General features: G+C 53.1%; 12 protein-coding genes. 5 read left to right on the top strand and 7 right to left on the bottom strand.

From position 1 onward, the window contains the following. Positions 1 to 775: 775 nt before the first annotated feature. The 3 genes from SH527x_RS12355 (at position 776) to SH527x_RS12345 (ending at position 4,025) form a co-directional block, all read left to right on the top strand. The gene (locus SH527x_RS12355) at positions 776 to 2,230 is read left to right on the top strand and encodes an APC family permease (protein WP_437190987.1); all 1,455 of its coding nucleotides are present in this window, start codon (positions 776 to 778) and stop codon (positions 2,228 to 2,230) included. A 156-nt stretch (positions 2,231 to 2,386) separates the two neighbouring features. After that, positions 2,387 to 2,827, top strand: a complete 441-nt coding sequence (gene arfB, locus SH527x_RS12350) for an alternative ribosome rescue aminoacyl-tRNA hydrolase ArfB (RefSeq protein WP_437190986.1) — start codon at positions 2,387 to 2,389, stop codon at positions 2,825 to 2,827. 115 nt (positions 2,828 to 2,942) lie between these two features. Beyond that, a complete protein-coding gene (locus SH527x_RS12345) occupies positions 2,943 to 4,025 on the top strand; it encodes a phosphatidate phosphatase App1 family protein (protein WP_437190985.1) in 1,083 nt (360 codons plus the stop codon). Between the two features lie 147 nt (positions 4,026 to 4,172). On the opposite strand, the gene pheS is transcribed toward SH527x_RS12345, so the two are convergent. Beyond that, a complete protein-coding gene (gene pheS / locus SH527x_RS12340; RefSeq protein ID WP_437190984.1) occupies positions 4,173 to 5,705 on the bottom strand; it encodes a phenylalanine--tRNA ligase subunit alpha in 1,533 nt (510 codons plus the stop codon). Between the two features lie 450 nt (positions 5,706 to 6,155). On the opposite strand from pheS, the gene SH527x_RS12335 reads away from it, so the two are divergent. After that, positions 6,156 to 7,862: a protein kinase domain-containing protein gene (locus SH527x_RS12335; RefSeq protein WP_437190983.1), complete on the top strand. Its 1,707-nt coding sequence runs from the start codon at positions 6,156 to 6,158 to the stop codon at positions 7,860 to 7,862. Positions 7,863 to 7,961: 99 nt separating this feature from the next. On the opposite strand, the gene SH527x_RS12330 is transcribed toward SH527x_RS12335, so the two are convergent. The 6 genes from SH527x_RS12330 to SH527x_RS12305 all read right to left on the bottom strand — a co-directional run bounded on the left by SH527x_RS12330 (position 7,962) and on the right by SH527x_RS12305 (position 15,700). Then, a complete protein-coding gene (locus SH527x_RS12330; protein WP_437190982.1) occupies positions 7,962 to 9,599 on the bottom strand; it encodes an OprO/OprP family phosphate-selective porin in 1,638 nt (545 codons plus the stop codon). A gap of 234 nt (positions 9,600 to 9,833) precedes the next feature. Next, positions 9,834 to 11,372 (bottom strand): sugar ABC transporter ATP-binding protein, encoded by a 1,539-nt coding sequence (locus tag SH527x_RS12325; RefSeq protein ID WP_437190981.1) that lies wholly within the window; start codon positions 11,370 to 11,372, stop codon positions 9,834 to 9,836. Positions 11,373 to 11,656: 284 nt separating this feature from the next. Then, positions 11,657 to 13,231, bottom strand: a complete 1,575-nt coding sequence (gene guaA, locus SH527x_RS12320) for a glutamine-hydrolyzing GMP synthase (protein WP_437190980.1) — start codon at positions 13,229 to 13,231, stop codon at positions 11,657 to 11,659. Between the two features lie 393 nt (positions 13,232 to 13,624). Next, complete coding sequence (locus SH527x_RS12315; RefSeq protein WP_437190979.1) at positions 13,625 to 14,116, bottom strand: SRPBCC family protein; 492 nt, start codon at positions 14,114 to 14,116, stop codon at positions 13,625 to 13,627. Further along, positions 14,113 to 14,451 carry an ArsR/SmtB family transcription factor gene (locus tag SH527x_RS12310; protein ID WP_437190978.1) on the bottom strand — a complete coding sequence of 113 codons (339 nt, stop codon included), beginning with the start codon at positions 14,449 to 14,451 and terminating at the stop codon, positions 14,113 to 14,115. The genes SH527x_RS12315 and SH527x_RS12310 overlap by 4 nt, the downstream gene beginning before the upstream one ends. 199 nt (positions 14,452 to 14,650) lie before the next feature. Next, positions 14,651 to 15,700: a zinc-binding dehydrogenase gene (locus SH527x_RS12305; protein ID WP_437194622.1), complete on the bottom strand. Its 1,050-nt coding sequence runs from the start codon at positions 15,698 to 15,700 to the stop codon at positions 14,651 to 14,653. 516 nt (positions 15,701 to 16,216) lie between these two features. Between SH527x_RS12305 and SH527x_RS12300 the strand changes: the two genes are divergently transcribed. Beyond that, a complete protein-coding gene (locus tag SH527x_RS12300; protein WP_437190977.1) occupies positions 16,217 to 16,801 on the top strand; it encodes an HdeD family acid-resistance protein in 585 nt (194 codons plus the stop codon). Positions 16,802 to 16,935: the final 134 nt, after the last annotated feature.

Raw genomic sequence — 16,935 nt, 5'->3', positions numbered from 1 at the left:
TGGGCATCGCTATTGAGACTATTCAGCAAAGAACGGGGATTCAGGGGCTTCTTTTCAGTGTCTACGGCGGCAGATGAGTGGTTTGATGGCTGTTGGCACATCGATTGCTTTACCAATACTCACCGAAAAGATGTCTTGTGTCGGGTTAAGGAGGTCTCTGATGTGTCATATGATGCCGATCCACCGAAACGACTTTTCCAAGGGCGCCTTCTGCCGGTCTCTGGCATCGCTCAGGAATCTCGATAACCGTCCAGTCAACCGATTATCCTGGGGACGTTTGAACCAGTCACGGTGTAAGAAAACGAAACAGGAATAGACCGATCGCGTTTTGTTTTGCACTCTCCGTTGTTTACGACAATTCAAACAGTTCCGTTCGTTTCCTCTCCTTCGAAACTCTTAAACACGACTGATTCACAACACTCCCTGTTGCCGGGCAATCATCAAGTCCAGCAATGTGGGAGTGTTTTGTTTTGAATCGCTCTTTTGCTACGTTCTGGCGATCACGAACGACCAGAAGTTGTTGCCCTCTGTGTGCCGATTCCAATTGCTTGATTTGCAAGACAATTTTGATGCAACATGACTATGATCGTGGCGACACTGCGTCGTGTCATCCAAAAGCAACATTTTGTCGTCATTTGGATGAACTCACCTGCTGAAGCGGGTCGGTGAGTTCGCAGTGTCTTTACTGTCGGAATGTTGAATCAGACGCTCGCTGGACCTGAATGGTTTCTGATTGCGTCAATTTGGGAATTCGGTCCCGGACAGGCTCCTCGCGATGGCATCTCATTCTTCAGAATCTTCAGGGCGCTCTCAGCAAACTGAAGTCTCCTCCCCACGGACTCTGGGGTTGTGGGATGTTGTCAGTCTGCTGGTCGGGATTGTTGTTGGTGTCAGCATCTTCAGAATTCCGGCGAACGTCTTCACTTTTGCTGGCGATCCGCAAGTCGCTTTAATGATCTGGGGGCTGGGAGCGCTGCTGGCGCTATGCGGAGCATTCTGTTATGCAGAACTCTCTTCAATGTGGCCTGAATTCGGTGCCGAGTACGTTTACCTCGCGAACTGTTTTGGCAAGCGGGTGGGCTTTCTTTTCGCCTGGATGAATCTCTGTGCAATTCTGCCGTCCAATATCGGGGCGGCCGCGTTCGTTTTTGCGAGCTACGCTGGGCAACTTCATCCGGTACTTGCGTCCTCACATGGGGTCGTCGCGATGTCAGCCATCATGGGCCTGACTCTGTTGCAGTTCTGTGGATTTGCCGCAGGAAGAATGACTCAGAACATTCTCACAATCACCAAGGCGCTGGCACTTGCCGCTGTTTTGATCTGCGGGCTGATTCTTCCAGCGGCAACAGTTTCGGAAAGTGCGACAACAATTGAGGCGACGACTACGGCTTCGTGGAGTTCACTGGGTTTGGCACTGGTCTTTGTGCTTTACGCCTACGGGGGCTGGAATGATGTTGCGACAGTGACTCCGGAGGTGCGGGATTGTCGACGTACAATGTCTCGTGCTCTGATCATTGGGCTTGTTCTGGTAGCCCTTTTGTATCTCGCATTGAATTTCCTCTTTTTGCGAGTACTGGGACCGGATGAGGTGAAGAACGTCTCTGCGCCGGCAGCAGTCTTGATTGAGCGGGCGTGCGGGCCGATGTTCTCCAACGTGATGAGCGTGGTCGTCATGATTTCAGCACTTGGGGCAATCAACGGGATGATGTTTGCCGGATGTCGATTACTGGCTGCGGCCGGGGAAGATTTTCCGATCTTTCGAAAATGGAGTGTCTGGAATTCGAGGCAGGTTCCGGTGTGGTCTTTGCTGACGATCTCTGCCATTGCCCTGACGCTGACCGCCATCGTCGGCTTCCAGGCATGCCGGGAAAGGATTAACGAAGGCCTGAAACTGCTGCGATTGCCTGCGTTGAACTGGGATTTCTATGGAGGGGGATTCGATCTCCTGCTGGCCGCCTCTGCCCCTGTTTTCTGGGTCTTTTTTCTGCTGGCGATTGTTGCGCTGATCGTTGCACGCTGGAAGTATCCGAACCTTTCGCGGCCGTTTCGTGTCCCGTTCTACCCGATCCCTGCCATCCTGTTTGGCGTTGCGTCGATATTCATGCTCTGGAGTAGTTTGGGCTACTCCGGCGGAATCGTCCTGTTGATGGCACCTGCGTTGTTTTTTGGAATTTTGGTGGCCGTGTTGCAAACCCGCTTCAGCCAGATTGAAAGCGATCTGGAATCCTGAGGTTTCGTGGTAAAATTGATGATTCCGTGGCCTGGTGTCGGTCGGAAAATTCCGAAACATTTCAAAATGTCATATTTCGCCGTTTATGGATCCCTCGACAACGATTGATCAACTTCAAGGAATCGGCGACAATGTCGGATTGTCGAGTGAACGATTATGTCATCCCGAGAACCTAACCTGTTCATTACGGATAAGCTGACCATTTCGATGTCAGAATTGCGGTTTGCTTATGTGCGCAGTTCCGGCCCGGGCGGTCAGAATGTCAATAAGGTCAGTTCGCAAGTTCAGCTTTCATGGCCGGTTGCAGAGAATCAAACACTTCCCGCTGATTTGTTGGAACGTCTGCAGGTGGCCCAGCGAGGGCGGATTTCCAAAGCCGGATTGCTGCGAATTGACAGCGACCGGACACGGGATCGGGAGAAAAACCGGGAAGACTGTTTGAACCGGTTACGGGATATGATCGTTGAAGTCGAGAAACCGCCAAAGAAACGACGGAAAACGAAAACTCCCCGAGGTGTGATTGAGGCTCGCTTGCGTGGTAAACACCAGCGTGCCGAAGTGAAACAGGCCCGTCGCAAACCAAGGATGGACGACTGATTCCTTTCCGATCACTTGGTCAGCGGGGATTGTTTTTAGTTTGACTGCGAGACGTTTGGAAAACGCAAAAAGTTCAAGAGGTACCCCTCGAAAGAGGCGTTTCGCATTGAAAGCAATGGCAGACCGCACCGGAACCCAGAACAATGAAACTGCGTCGAAAGGGAATTCCCTTCGGCAGACGGTCGTCTTTTATCGCAGCTGTGGCTATTTCAGTGAATTAGGTCGGTGCTGGCATCTCCAGGTTCGTGGAAGCATCTTTTCGACTTCACACAATCGGATACGCAAAGGACTCTTGCTGCAGCTATTCAAGCGAGTCATCAAGCCTGAGAACGAAACGGAAGTGCGGCAGCGTTTCAACGACCGTGCCCGACTGTTTCTTCAGAACGGACAGAAAGGCAAGTCCGTACCGATTGCGATCGCAGAAAAGGCGTATCAGCTTCCAAGCACTCTTGCGAACGGGCAGTTTGAAACGACGATCACGATCCCGGCCAAAGAGCTTGAATCGGCAATTCAAACGGATTCGTTTGGGCGACGTTTTATTCAATTCTGCAGCCATCTGCCGGAAGAGGGACATTCGCTGGTGACCGGGGAAGTCGAGTTGATTCCTCCGCACGGGGTCTCAATTGTTTCAGACATTGATGACACGATCAAAATCACGAACGTGAAGAACCGTCGCGAATTGCTGGCGAATACGTTCACTCGTGAGTTTCGCTCGATTGTTGGAATGCGGGAGCTCTATCAGCAATGGGCTCGTAATGGCATCAGCTTTCATTATGTTTCATCGAGCCCGTGGCCGTTGTATTCCCCGTTGATGACCTGGCTGAGTGTCGATGCATTTCCTCTGGGGACGCTGCATCTCCGCCATATGCGACTCCGCGAATTGCGAAGCGATCGTACACGTGAGGCTGCGTTCCTTTCCAAACGGCACGCGATCGAGAATCTGCTGCGAATCTATCCTCAACGTCGATTCATTCTCTGCGGAGATTCGGGAGAGCGCGACGCTGAGTTGTACGGCGCCATTGCGAAAGACTTTGGTCCACAAATCGTTCACGTTGCCATTCGCAACTGCGGGTATGAACAAGGGCCGTTGTTGAACGTGACCGCTCGCTTGGCGCACCTGCCTGCGGATCGCTGGTCAATCTTCACTGACCCGAGTGAGATCTCGCATCTTCTGACTGGCGACCAACCGGTTCAGTAACCTGTTGCTGTCCAGGTGTGTTCTGCGTGTGAAACCCTGCTTCTTGCAGAGGTGTATTATCGTGTGGCGATGAAAAAACTCGCACAGATTCCAGTGTGGATTCCGTGCGAGTTGATGTCTGGTCCCGTTGCTGTCCCGGCCCTGGTCTTATTGGGCGAGTGCCATTTCCTGCAGGGCTTCAATTCGTCCCTGATAGAGTTCACGAATGTCGCTGAGGCGATAGCGGATCATCGCAAGACGTTCCATCCCCAAGCCCCAGGCGAGGACAGGGTGTTTGCAGCCGAGTGGCTCTGTCACTTCAGGACGGAAGATCCCGGCTCCACCCATCTCGATCCATTTCTTGCGGCTTTCGAGGTAAACCACGACGTCGACGCTTGGTTCGGTGTATGGATAGAACGCTGGTTTGAACTTCACTTGTTTGAAGCCCATCTTCTTGTAGAAGGTCTCCAGTGTTCCCAGTAATGATGCCAGAGAAGCGTGTTCATCAATCACGATTCCGTCGACCTGATGGAAGACTGGCAAATGCTTGTAGCTCATCGTTTCGTTACGGCAGACCCAGCCGACACAGAACGACTTCATTGGCGGGTTCGGATTTCTTGCGAGAGCACGAATGGTTGAAGCAGTCGTGTGTGTCCGCAGAACGACCTGTCGAGCGCGCTCTGGCGACCACTTGTATCCCCAACCTTCTGATCCGGTATCGCCGCCGTCTTCGTGAGCACGACGGACCCGTTCGACCAATGCGGCATCGGTTGGCAACGCAGTCATGCTCGGTTCGTCCATATAGAACGTATCCTGCATATCGCGGGCCGGGTGATCCTGTGGCTGGAACAGTGCGTCGAAGTTCCAGAATGACGACTCGACCATCGGGGAAACCACTTCCGTGAATCCCATTTCCAGGTAAGCGCGTCGTGTCTGTTCGATGATCTTGCGGAGCGGGTGAATCTTCGCAGGATGAATCGTTTCTGCAGGAAGAGTGACGTCGTAAGGACGCAGGGTGACTTTCCGCCATGCTCCGCTCGTCAGGTCTTCCGAAGTTAGAAGATTGCGCTCTTTTTTCACCTGCACCTGATTGCTGGCAAGTAGTGATGAGCCAGTTTCGGTGAGGGCGAGTGACCGTCGGGTACGCGGCTTGATTTTGGCAAGTTCCCCACGTTTTCCGAGTAATGCTCGAATTCGATCGGGGTTGGCCAGTGAAGCAACGGCGACGACGCTGCCGTTCGCCTGAATCAGTGCCGATTCGTCGGCGTCAAACTGGTTTTCCGTTCCCGCAGTGCGACCGGCGTCGGTGATGCGGACCCCTTGCTTGTCTTTTTCGATCCACCCACGGGCGGCACCCCATTTGAAAACTTCGTTGACTGCGATCTTGGCTGCGGATGCCGCTTTCGCAAAATCACCGGTCGCAATCTCGCCGCCAGCTTCGATCAGCAGACGCAGTGCAAGACGTTCAGGGAGTCCGTTGCGGACGAGTTCGACTGCGTTCTCGACCGGGACGAGTTCGTCTTCTTCAGTTTCATGAATGGCGATAAACCCGCCGTTCGCTGCTTCAACAGCCGACGCCATCAGACGGGACTGGTCCACCTTCAGGTTCGCTGCCAGCTGAGTTAGCGGAACAGGTCCCTGACCGGCCAATGACTGCCAGAGAGAGAATGCGATTTCGTCGAGTTGAAGCACGTTCGCCATGGGATTTCAAACAGTTTGGAACTACTTACGAATTGACCGTCCGCTTTCACCTGTTGTGGCGTTGAGGACGGGGGCATCGTCAAGTGCGGTTTCGAAGTTGCTCTGTTGATGTAACTGCTGAGACGACAGTCGGTTCTGTTCTGTCTTCGGACGTTTTGGCCCGACGCATGAAACATCAATGTCGATCGCCGAATTGTACATCCTAACAGGCGGAGCTGTTTCGTGGGAGGCGACCGCTGGGAGGAGGGGATTCCGTGGGGGACAACGGCTTCCTGTTGCTTAATTGTGACCTGAAATGTTGACGTATCGATACGTGACGCCAATTTGCGACGGGTGAATTAATACACTTGTGCGGGGACGATCGTTTCAGACGGAGTTCGATGCTGCATTTTGACCATAATTCGGATTTTTCTGCTTCCAATCAATGCAGACGAGCTAGCCTTCCAGTCTATGGAGCTACATGACCTCCTCTCTGTCGTCCCCTACCGTTGCGTGTGTGGCAACACGATCGCGCTGATCAATGATCAGGATCGTCGTTGCCTGCTTTGCGATCGCGAGGTCCCTGCGTCTGAATTTCGCAAGGGCGACATGACGATCATTGGCTGTCCAGAGCCGATTACCGAACGATTCGAACAGCCTCAAGAGGAGTTCGACTCCCCTTCAATGCAGCGACTCAAGCACTTCCGGATTCTGGAGCAGCTTGGACAGGGGGGCATGGGTGAGGTTTATCGGGCGGTCGACGAATCGCTTGAACGTGACGTCGCCATTAAGATCATCCGGAAGGCACAACTCAAACGGAACAACCAGACGGAAGCCCGTTGCATGCAGCGGCTTCTTGAAGAAGCCCGGGCACAGGCGCGAATTTCACACCCGAACGTCGTGCAGGTCTATTATGTCGACGCTCATGGGGAAACGCCGTTCCTGGCGATGGAATACGTTTCTGGAGAAACGCTCGAATCACGGATGAGCCGGCAGCCGCTGGAGTTCTCCGAGATCGTGAATATCGCGATCCAGACGTCGCAGGCATTGCAGGCCGCGGAACAGTTCCACATTGTTCACGGAGACATCAAGCCGGCGAATTTGCTTATCTCCAGAAATGGCGTTGTCAAACTGTCGGATTTCGGACTGGCCCGACCAGTCGATCTGATTAACTCCGATTCGACTGCGATCTCAGGCACACCGAACTATCTATCTCCTGAAGCCTGTCGAGGCGAAGGGACCGACCATCGATCAGACATTTACAGTCTGGGGATCGTCCTGTTCGAAATGACTTTTAGTCGACTCCCCTATCAGGTGGATGGCCAGCCAGTGATGTCGCGAATTCTGGCGCACATCAACTCCAGCGTTGACTTTCCACAGAAGTGGCCGGATGAATTGCCTGGGGGATGGAAGACGCTGCTGGAGCGAATGCTGGCGAAAGAGCCGAAAGATCGCTTCGACAACTACGATGAGCTGCTCGAAGAACTTGAGAAACTGCAACCGGTGGTTCTGCCTGTCGCCGGGCGGATCGTCCGGTCGATGGCGTGGGCAATCGATCTGTCCGTGATGTTCCTGATGATCCAGCTTGCTCGCACTTTGCTGCGAGGAGGACTGGAGTTTTGGGGGCATACCGTTCAGATGACACTGGAGGTCCCGATCAATTTGCTGGCCATTATGGTCGCAGCGTCGATACAGGGGATCTCCGGATATTCACCCGGCAAGAAGCTGATGCAGATTCGGGTGATTGATATTCACGGACTGCAACCCAAACGATCACTGCTTTTTCAGCGGTCGATGATCCAGTTACTGCCGATCTGGGGGCTGATCAGTCTGCGCTGCTTCACTGCAATGGGATTGGATCAGCTGGGGCTGACTGTTTTTCTGGTCCTGTCGGCCTTCTCTCTGATCGATGCACTCTTTGCAATTGTGCGTCCAGATGGCAGAAGCTTCCATGACCTTGTGTTCGAAACGAACGTTGCTCTCGATCTCAAGCAGCGTAAGGCCACGGTGACGAAGTCACGGTCGTTGCCGAGTCGACATCGTGGTGTCTATGGCGGGAAGTCCAGTTACTCCTGCGAATCGACGTCGCCCATTTCGCTTCCTCTCGCGGGAGTGACATGGAAAAACTCTCGCAGCCATCGATCAATTGATCGTGGAGAATCACCAACACGGAAGTGACAGTGATCGCTGACAGTGATCGCTGACAGTGTGATCGCTGGCAGGTGGTCTCTGGCTCGTCGTCTCTATCCCGATGCTCGAGTCTGTGTGGCAACAGGTTTAGAAGTCGACCTGAAATCGTGTCACAAACAGGTTCGCCGTGCTGTTTCCGGTGTCGACGTTATCCAGCATACAGTGGATCCAGTTCCCCTGAATCTTGGTGTGAACGTTAATGAACCATGTGAAGCCCAGTGTGGAATTCACAAGAGTTCCGTTCCCGATTGCCGATGACCCGTTCAGATAATGTCCATTCAGGCTGTCTGGGTTACGGATGTCCACAAAAGAAAGACGTCCAGCGACTTCCCATGCTCCCCAGCCCTGAATGCCGCGATCTTTAAAGGAATAGAAGTCGGTTTTGGGAACGAGTTTGCCAAGCGTTCTTGTGTTCTTGTTGTACTCACGATGCTCGCCAGTGAGTCGATAGGCAAGCTGAGCATAGGCACCGTTGTAAAAGATGTTGCCGACCATACTGTCGACGACAGTCGCCATCCATTCTGCCTGTGCTCCCCAAGGCCCGTTCTGCCAGACCGATTCCAGCCCGAAGAGATGGAATGCGTCCGCAGGGTATTGTCCAGAGTCGACGAAGGACGCTGTTCCGGCATTGGCGAACCCGAAAGGTTGTGAGTCTTCGGAGTATCCCAGCATTCCAAACTCTGGCAGAACCCGAGTTCTGTAGAAGGGAATCTTGGTTGTACTTCCCTTGGCAGTGTCTGCTCCAAGAAAGCTGATGTTATAGCTCGCTCCGAGATGCCAAAGGTATTCGTCTTTCGCGTGGGAGTCGTACGCCATCAGGTGAGTCACACGAGTCGAGAGCGAAAGACCGCCGACATCGCCAATGTCTGTTGCATAACGATTGTCACCGAGTGGAGCGTTCTTGTAGCCACCTGTCCGAAAGAGACTGACCGCCCATTGGGTCATCTCGTCATCGGATGTATCTGCAAACTGACCACCAATGCGGCGGAACGGAACGAATGCCAGAAACGGAAGTGAACGTTCGAGGAAGGTCAGGTTTCGAAACCCTGTCAGTGCATCAACGCTGAATGGCTGGCAGTACTGTCCGATTTTTGCAGTGCCGACAACCGGAAGATTGCTTTGTTCGATCCAGGTGTCGAAGAAGCTGGGACGACCTGCTGTTGCGAAGTCCATTTCCAGCTGATAGCGAGTGAAGTCGGAAACGCCTCCGGTGACGGCTAATCGTGCGCGGCGAAATCCCAGACCGTTTTGAAGATTCCCGACGGTCTCTTTGTTCACTTCACTTTGATCAAAGAGTCCCCCATCAAGCTGAGTAAACCCGGTAATCTTCGCGTTGGGATAAGTCTTCTTCTTTTCTTCTGGCTTCTTATCCTTGGACGACTTTTCGCCTTCCAGCGACTTGATTCGTTCCTGTAGGGAAGCGACATCATTCAACAATGACTGCAATAACAGGTCGTCTGCATCTCCCTCCGCAGGGACCAGCATCGCCGGTTCATTGGGAATGCTGGTGTCACTGAGTGACATCTCGGATGGGGTGACGAAACTGTGTTCTGGTTGAAGAGGTCGCGGTGTGATCGCACCGGACTCAAAGAGATTCAAAGACGCGGCAGGTTCCTGCCCGAAAGCGGAAGTGCTCAGGGCGGCGAGAATTGCGAATGCTGAGAATGCGAGGAATTGCTTCCTCCAGCTCCGACCAGTCGTTGCACTCGAAATCGCTAAATCCATTGACGGGGCTACTTGCGCTTCAGATTCGGACGTGGCAAATGATCGGGATTTGCTGCGGCGAAGTGTAGTGGTTGTGGTGACTTTGAGGGTTGGTGTTTGTTTTATCGGTAAAGTGACCACGTAATCTTGAATTGAACTCAAGTTCGCGTGAACTTGTTCACTGGTAGAGAGTTGGGGCTATATGCGAACTGATTTGGCGGATCGATGTCCACAATCCGGGGCCAGAATCCGGTTTCACGCAGACGCGGATTCGGCTTTCGTGGTCGTTGTGGCGAGTTCCATGATGCGTTGCTCGCTGAACTCCGCCCTCGACAGTTCCCCTGCCTTTCGGCCTTCGCTGAGAACAAGAATCCGATCTGAAAGCGTGATCAGTTCCGGGAGTTCGCTGGAGGTCACAATCAGCGACATTCCTTCCCGGCAGAGTTGATCGATCATTTGATACAGCTCAGCCTTGGCACCGACATCAATCCCACGAGTCGGGTCATCCAGCAGCAGTACCTTGGGATTGGATTTCAACCAGCGGGCGATAATGCACTTTTGCTGATTCCCACCTGATAAACCGGTGATCGCTGCTTCCGAGCCTGCCGTTTTAACTCCGAGGCGTTCGATCGATTGCTGGACGCTGGTTCGTTCTTTCGCCTTGCTGATCATTCCGCCGGATAGAGATTTCGGAAGCGTGCAGATCGAGATGTTCTCTCGAACATTCATTTGCGAGAACAGCCCGAGACGCTTTCGGTCTTCTGTGACCATCGCAATCCCGGCAGCCTTGGCGTCAGCGGGATGTGAGAACTGCATGATCGATCCATCCAGACGGATTTCTCCTTGGATCGGTTCCTCATTGGCACCAAACAGGCATTCCAGCAATTCAGTGCGTCCGGCTCCCATCAATCCCGCGATGCCAAGGATTTCTCCTCTCGCTAACTGAAAGGAAATGTCCTTCAGTTTCCATCGATTTGAGTGGCCAGCGCGCGGCAATGACAAGTTGCGAACTTCGAGAATGGGGGAGCCGGGAGTGCGGTCTTCCGCCAGTCGAATGTTTTCGATCTCGCGTCCCACCATTAGATGAGTAATATCGCGTGGGCTGGTGTCCTCGCTCTTTAATGTTGTGACGTGTTTTCCATCTCGCAAGACAGTGATGCGATCGGAATTCTGGAAGACCTCGTCCATCTTGTGTGAGATATAGAGAATCGTCACGCCTCGCCTTTGCAGACGTTCGATCACACGAAAAAGGCGTTCGACTTCGTTTTCGGTCAGGGCGCTCGTCGGCTCATCCATGATCAGGATGTCGGCGTTGAGAGAGAGGGCTTTGGCAATTTCCACCAGTTGCTGATCCCCGACCCGCAGGTTGGCGACTCGCTCCAGTGGATGAATGGGGCACTCCAGCTGCTTCAGGAGAGCAGCGGCTTCACTGCACATGGCCTTTTCATCGAGAAAGAGCCCGCGTCGCTTTTCTCTTCCAAGAAAGAGGTTTGCGGCGACGGTCATCTGCTCCACCAGATTCAGCTCCTGATGGATGATGGCAATGCCTGCGTGTTCTGCATCACGAGTCGACTGGAATTCAGCACGTTTGCCACGAATCAGGAAGTCTCCTTCATACTCGGTGAGTACGCCGGAGAGAATCTTCATCAATGTGCTTTTCCCTGCTCCGTTCTCTCCGCAGATGGCGTGAAATGCACCTGCACGAACGTCGAAAGAGATATCACTGAGTGCCACAACTCCGGGGAATCGTTTGCCGATGTGTCTCAGTTCCAGTACCGGAGTGGATTTGGCCATGGTGTTCGACTTCGCAAGCTGGTGGACGTGATCTTGCTGTCAGGCAGGCTCGGCCTGATGAGCAGACCTCATTCGACTGAAGGAACGAGGCCGAGACTGCTTTTGAATCAGGGTGAGCGTTTTGCTCACGGATCAGCATATCGAGTTGCCTTGATTCTCGCGAACTGAATTCGCACGCTGGCAAAACGAAAAGAGGCCTGGCGACTTGTCGCCAGGCCTCTTGGGTTGTCATGCAAAACGATCCTGAATGAACATCGATCGACTCTTCAATCAGGGTCTTTTCACTATTCCCATTCAATGGTGCTCGGTGGCTTGCTGCTGATGTCGTAGACAACGCGATTCACGCCTCGCACGCTATTGATGATTCGAGTCGAGACTCGCTGAAGCAGGTCGTATGGCAACTTCGACCAGTCTGCGGTCATGAAGTTGTCTGTGTCGACCGACCGAATAGCAATGACTTCTTCGTAGGTTCGGGCGTCGCCCATGACACCGACCGTCTGAAGAGGCAACAGCACAGCGAATGCCTGTTGAACCTTCCGGTAGGTTCCGGACTTGACCAGTTCTTCAAGGAAGATCGCGTCCGCTTCCCGGAGTGTTTCCAGTCTTTCGCGAGTGATGTTGCCAAGGCAGCGAACCGCCAGACCTGGGCCGGGGAATGGATGACGCCAGATCAGTGAGTCAGGCAATCCGAGTTCCAGCCCCATTCGGCGGACTTCGTCTTTGAACAGCATTCGCAGCGGCTCGATCAACTCGAATCCGAGTTGATCAGGCAATCCACCGACGTTGTGGTGATATTTGATTGTCGCAGCTGGACCGTCCGGGTTTGCTCCCGATTCGATCACGTCTGGATACAACGTCCCTTGTGCGAGGAACTGAGCATCTTCAATCGCCAGTGCTTCATCTTTGAAGACATCGATGAAGAGCTTGCCAATGGTCTTGCGCTTGACTTGTGGATCGGTCACACCGTGCAACGCGCTCAGGAAGCGGTCGCCAGAGTCAACGACATGCAAGTCGGTTTTGAAGTGCTCGCTGAATTCATATTCAACCTGCGCCCGTTCCCCTTTTCGCAGCAACCCGTTGTCTACGAAAATACAGGTCAGTTGTGAACCGATCGCCTTGTAGAGCAGGGCGGCCACGACCGACGAATCCACTCCGCCGGAGAGTCCGCAAATCACGCGTTGTTTGCCAACTCGTTCGCGGATTTCTTCGCATTGTTGTTCGATGAACGACGAGATCTTCCATGTTCCACTGCACCCGCAGATGTTGCGAATGAAGTTTCCGATCAGGTGTTCGCCATGTTGTGTATGCGACACTTCAGGATGGAACTGCAACCCGTAGATTGGCTTCTCGCGGTGCTTGATTGCCGCATTCGGACATTCTGCGGTTTTTGCCAGCACGACGAACTGCGAATCAAGATTCTCAACACGATCACCGTGGCTCATCCAGGTGGTGAACGTCTTGGGTAATCCTTTGAAGAGCAAGTTGTCGGTGTTGCACTCCATATCGGTGTGCCCGAACTCGCGGGACTTCCCAGGTTTCACTTCGCAACCCAAGGTCCGGCAACTGATCTGCATTCCGTAGCAGATCCCCAGAATCGGAATACCGAGTTCGAAGATCCCCGGGTCGAGTTGTGGGGAGCCAAGTTCGTAGCAGCTTGCAGGTCCACCAGAGAGGATCAATCCCTTCGGCGCGATTTCCTTGATTCGCTCTGCACTTAAATCGTGACGGACGAGTTGGCAGAAAACCTGCTGGTCGCGTACGCGTCGAGCGATCAACTGAGCCGTTTGTGACCCGAAATCGAGGACAAGGATTGTGTCCTTTTCAACGGGGGTGGAGTTTGTATTGAGACTTGACGTCATGACGTTCCTCGCGGTCACATCCCAACCGTGGTCGCAATTGAGTCGTTGGGCCTGTGGATGTTCCGCATGGCTCACGCATCATTTGTCTTACGCGGCCGGTCAATTTTGTTCAGACCGGATATAAATTTGGAGAATCGAGCATTGTAACCGCACGCTGTGACCACGCAACGCGAGAAGGGGCCGGATAAGCCCGACGCATCAGTTCGACGCACGACGGGACGATTTTTCCGCCGGGATCGCTGTCTGATTCTGAACTCAGGGAGCCTCCATTGGCTGCCGAGTTTGGGTAATTGTGTTGTAAATGACGTTGCCGTAATACGATGTGAAAAAAGATCCGCCGGGATTGTGGTTCCAGTGGATCTTCAGGGAAACGCGAACAGGTGAAGTTTCCGGCTATTTCGCCATCAGATTTTCTTTTACGTACGCGACCAATTGATCGAGTGCGATTCCCCAACCTTCGTGGAACCCTATGGCCTCGTGTTCTTTACGTCCTTCTACGTCACGGTGAATCGCCATCGCCGTGTATTTGGTGCCTGTTCCGTTGGGCTCGATTGAAACAACTCCGGTGAAAAATGCCTTTTCAGCCGGACGAAACCCGGGAAGCAAAGCGTCGGTCATGATCAGTCGTTTCAGAGGAATGACTTCGAGGTAGCATCCGACGTTCGGGATTTCGTGACCCTCTGGAGATTTCATGACAGTCCGGAAGATTCCGCCCGGCCGTAAGTCGATCTCGCAGTCAACGACGGACCATGGTTTGGGGCAGAACCATTGCATCAGGTGTTCCGGTTTTGTCCATGCTTCCCAGACCAGTTCTGGAGGCACGTCAATGACCCGTTCCAGAACCAGATCGAGCTCGGGGTCGACTTCAATTCGAATTGGCGTCATTCTCGCTGCTCCTTGAGTTTGAGAAGAAATTCTTCGAGGCGATCAAGGCGTTTTTCCCACATTGCCCGTTGTTGGCCGAGCCAGTCTTCTGCGAGTTTCAGCTGCGTTGGAGCAATTCGATAGGTGCGGATGCGCCCCGTTTTTGATGAACTGACCAAGCCGCAGTCTTCCAGCACCTTCATGTGCTGAACAAACGACGGCAGCGCCATGTCATACGGTTCCGCGAGCTCGCTCACCGACGCTGGACTGGTACTTAATCGCTCAAGCACACGTCGGCGAGTGGGATCTGAAAGTGCTCGGAAAACCTGATCGATTGGCTCTAAAATAACAGACATCGAGTTCAATCCCTTGAGAAAACGGGCGTAATCGAGTTGCGCCTGCCCGCCGTGACCTCGTCAGCCTGTCTGTTGAAATTACTCGACTCTAATACTTAGGTCAACGACTAAGTGGTAGTCTGGAGTGAAAACGAGGTTCGTGAAGGTCGAAGAAAAGCGTCGATCTAGGAAGACCGGAAATCGCCTGAGAGGGGAGCGGCTAGGTGGGAGTGATCGCGATTTTCAGGACACCATCGCGTTGATTCGCAAAGAGGTCGTACGCATCCTCGATCTGGTCGAGTGTGTAATGGTGGGTGACGAGTGATCGCAGGTCGGCTCGGCCAGATGAAACGACATTCATCAGGCGGCGCATGCGTTCTTTTCCACCGGGACAGAGCGATGTGACAATTTTGATGTCTCCTAGCCCTGCTGCGAAGGAGTCGATGGGGAGCGTGAGTTTGCCTGAGTAGACTCCTAACGAGGAGAGTGTTCCACCGGGGCGAAGGACACGCATGCAGCTTTCAAATGTTGACTGTGTTCCGAGAGCTTCGATGGCAACATCGACCCCGCGTCCGTTGGTGGCTTCACGGATTGTTTGAACGGGGTCTGCTTCGTTGAAGTTGATCGTAACGTCGGCGCCGAGTTCTTTTGAGACAGTGAGTCGCCCTTTGATTGCATCGACGGCGAAAATTTGAGTCGCTCCAGCCAGCCTTGCTCCGAGGGTGGCGCATAAGCCGATCGGTCCCTGCGCGAAGATGGCGACCGAATCTCCAATGCGGATATTGGCATTTTCAACGCCAATGAACCCTGTGCTCATGATGTCCGGGCACATGAGGACTTCCTCATCTGTCAGATTGTCTGGAATGGGAGCCAGATTCACCATCGCGTCCGGGATGAGTACGTATTCAGCCTGACATCCATCGATTGAGTTTCCAAGCCGCCAGCCTCCCGTGCTTTTTCCGCCGCACTGAGCCATGATTCCGTCGAGGCAGAAATGGCAATGCCCGCAAGGCGTGATTGCGCCGGCGATGACACGCTGCCCAATTTCGTAGCCGGTGACTGCCGCTCCTAGTCGTGCGATGACGCCGACAGGTTCGTGTCCAACTGTCAGTCCCTTTGATGTCGGGTATTCACCTTTCAGGATGTGAATGTCTGTCCCGCAGATCGTGGTCATGGTGATCTGGATTAGTGCGTCGAGGGGGCCAACGTGCGGGACCGGCTTTTCTTCAAGAACGATACGCCCAGGCTCGGCGAAGATCGCGGCCTTCATTTTGCGAGGGAGGCCGTTGAGTGTGTCAGACATGGGATACTTTGCTCAAGGAGTGCGACTTCAGCGAAGTCGATACGGCTGCGTGATGACGCAGTTCATCCGCCATTCTGATTGTGAGAAATGGCGGCCCGATCACTTTTCAGTCTACTTGTGATCGAGACGCTAAGTACAGGATTACTTTCTCAACTTCTTCTGATTCAGCTGCTGAGCAACAAATAGTTTGCGCGAATGTCATTTCTTCGAGGTACATTCGATGAATGTTCGAAGAAAAATTGAGTGTTATGCGATGTGATTGTTGAACGGATTCGAGTTTAAGTTCGCTTCGAAGTTGTACCACTTAGAGTGGTGAGAGACGCGTATCCAGCGTTAATTGCTCAGCCATCTTAGTGCGGGGGAAGTGGTCAGTTTTTGTTCAATCTGCTGTTCTTGAGGAATTGATTGATCAGTGCAGCGAAGTTCTTCTGGACCTGCTGTATTTGTACTGCAAATCGTACATTTAATTAAGAAAGCACGGTAATGAATTCTGTTGAAGAGCGACCATTGTTAAATGAGCTGCAGCATGGACTTTCCACATTGCGTGGAAGTTGGTTTTTGTTTGTGTTGTTGGGGATTAGCTTGATTGCGTTGGGGAGTGTTGCGTTGAGTGCGGTAGGGGTGGCATCGCTGGCAACAGCAGTTGCGATCGGCTTCGTTCTGCTTGCGAGTGGTGCTATTGAGTCAATTGGATCCTTCTGGTGTCGCAAGTGGAGCGGTGTGTTTTATCATCTGCTTTCCGGGATCTTGTCGATCGTGGTTGGAGTGTTGTTTTTGAAAGCTCCGGTTGGGGCACTGCTGGCGCTGACCCTGTTGATCGCCTGTTTCCTGATGGTGGGCGGGATCTTCAAAATTGTGGCCGCATTGTTCTATCGGTTTGGTGCCTGGGGATGGCCGCTTCTCAGTGGGGTGATTGATGTCGTGTTGAGCGTGATGATTTTGCAGGATTGGCCAGAAGCTGCATTCTGGGTGATTGGAATGTTCGTTGGAATCAGCCTGATTTTTCGTGGTATCAACTGGATCGGTCTTGGAGTTGCCGTGAAGAGTCTTCCGACTGCGCGAGTGTGATTCCATCGCTAACAGATCCCCTGTCCATTAACAGGGGATCTGCCTTTAAGGATTCTGGAAAACCCCTCATCGTAATCCGGCGGATCTAGTGTAACTTGTCGGATGAGAGATTGATTGACCCAATTGAAGGTGTT

The sequence above is a fragment of the Planctomicrobium limosum genome, assembly GCF_051465645.1.
Taxonomy (GTDB): domain Bacteria; phylum Planctomycetota; class Planctomycetia; order Planctomycetales; family Planctomycetaceae; genus Planctomicrobium.
This window is presented reverse-complemented; position numbering and strand designations above follow the sequence as displayed.

Bases quoted from the DNA above. Each gene is read 5' to 3' on its own strand.
- arfB (WP_437190986.1), top strand. From the start codon at position 2,387: ATGTCATCCCGAGAACCTAACCTGTTCATTACGGATAAGCTGACCATT.
- SH527x_RS12310 (WP_437190978.1), bottom strand. From the start codon at position 14,451: ATGTCTGTTATTTTAGAGCCAATCGATCAGGTTTTCCGAGCACTTTCA.
- SH527x_RS12345 (WP_437190985.1), top strand. From the start codon at position 2,943: ATGGCAGACCGCACCGGAACCCAGAACAATGAAACTGCGTCGAAAGGG.
- SH527x_RS12305 (WP_437194622.1), bottom strand. From the start codon at position 15,700: ATGAAGGCCGCGATCTTCGCCGAGCCTGGGCGTATCGTTCTTGAAGAA.
- SH527x_RS12300 (WP_437190977.1), top strand. From the start codon at position 16,217: ATGAATTCTGTTGAAGAGCGACCATTGTTAAATGAGCTGCAGCATGGA.
- SH527x_RS12315 (WP_437190979.1), bottom strand. From the start codon at position 14,116: ATGACGCCAATTCGAATTGAAGTCGACCCCGAGCTCGATCTGGTTCTG.
- SH527x_RS12335 (WP_437190983.1), top strand. From the start codon at position 6,156: ATGGAGCTACATGACCTCCTCTCTGTCGTCCCCTACCGTTGCGTGTGT.
- guaA (WP_437190980.1), bottom strand. From the start codon at position 13,231: ATGACGTCAAGTCTCAATACAAACTCCACCCCCGTTGAAAAGGACACA.
- SH527x_RS12330 (WP_437190982.1), bottom strand. From the start codon at position 9,599: ATGGATTTAGCGATTTCGAGTGCAACGACTGGTCGGAGCTGGAGGAAG.
- SH527x_RS12325 (WP_437190981.1), bottom strand. From the start codon at position 11,372: ATGGCCAAATCCACTCCGGTACTGGAACTGAGACACATCGGCAAACGA.
- pheS (WP_437190984.1), bottom strand. From the start codon at position 5,705: ATGGCGAACGTGCTTCAACTCGACGAAATCGCATTCTCTCTCTGGCAG.
- SH527x_RS12355 (WP_437190987.1), top strand. From the start codon at position 776: ATGGCATCTCATTCTTCAGAATCTTCAGGGCGCTCTCAGCAAACTGAA.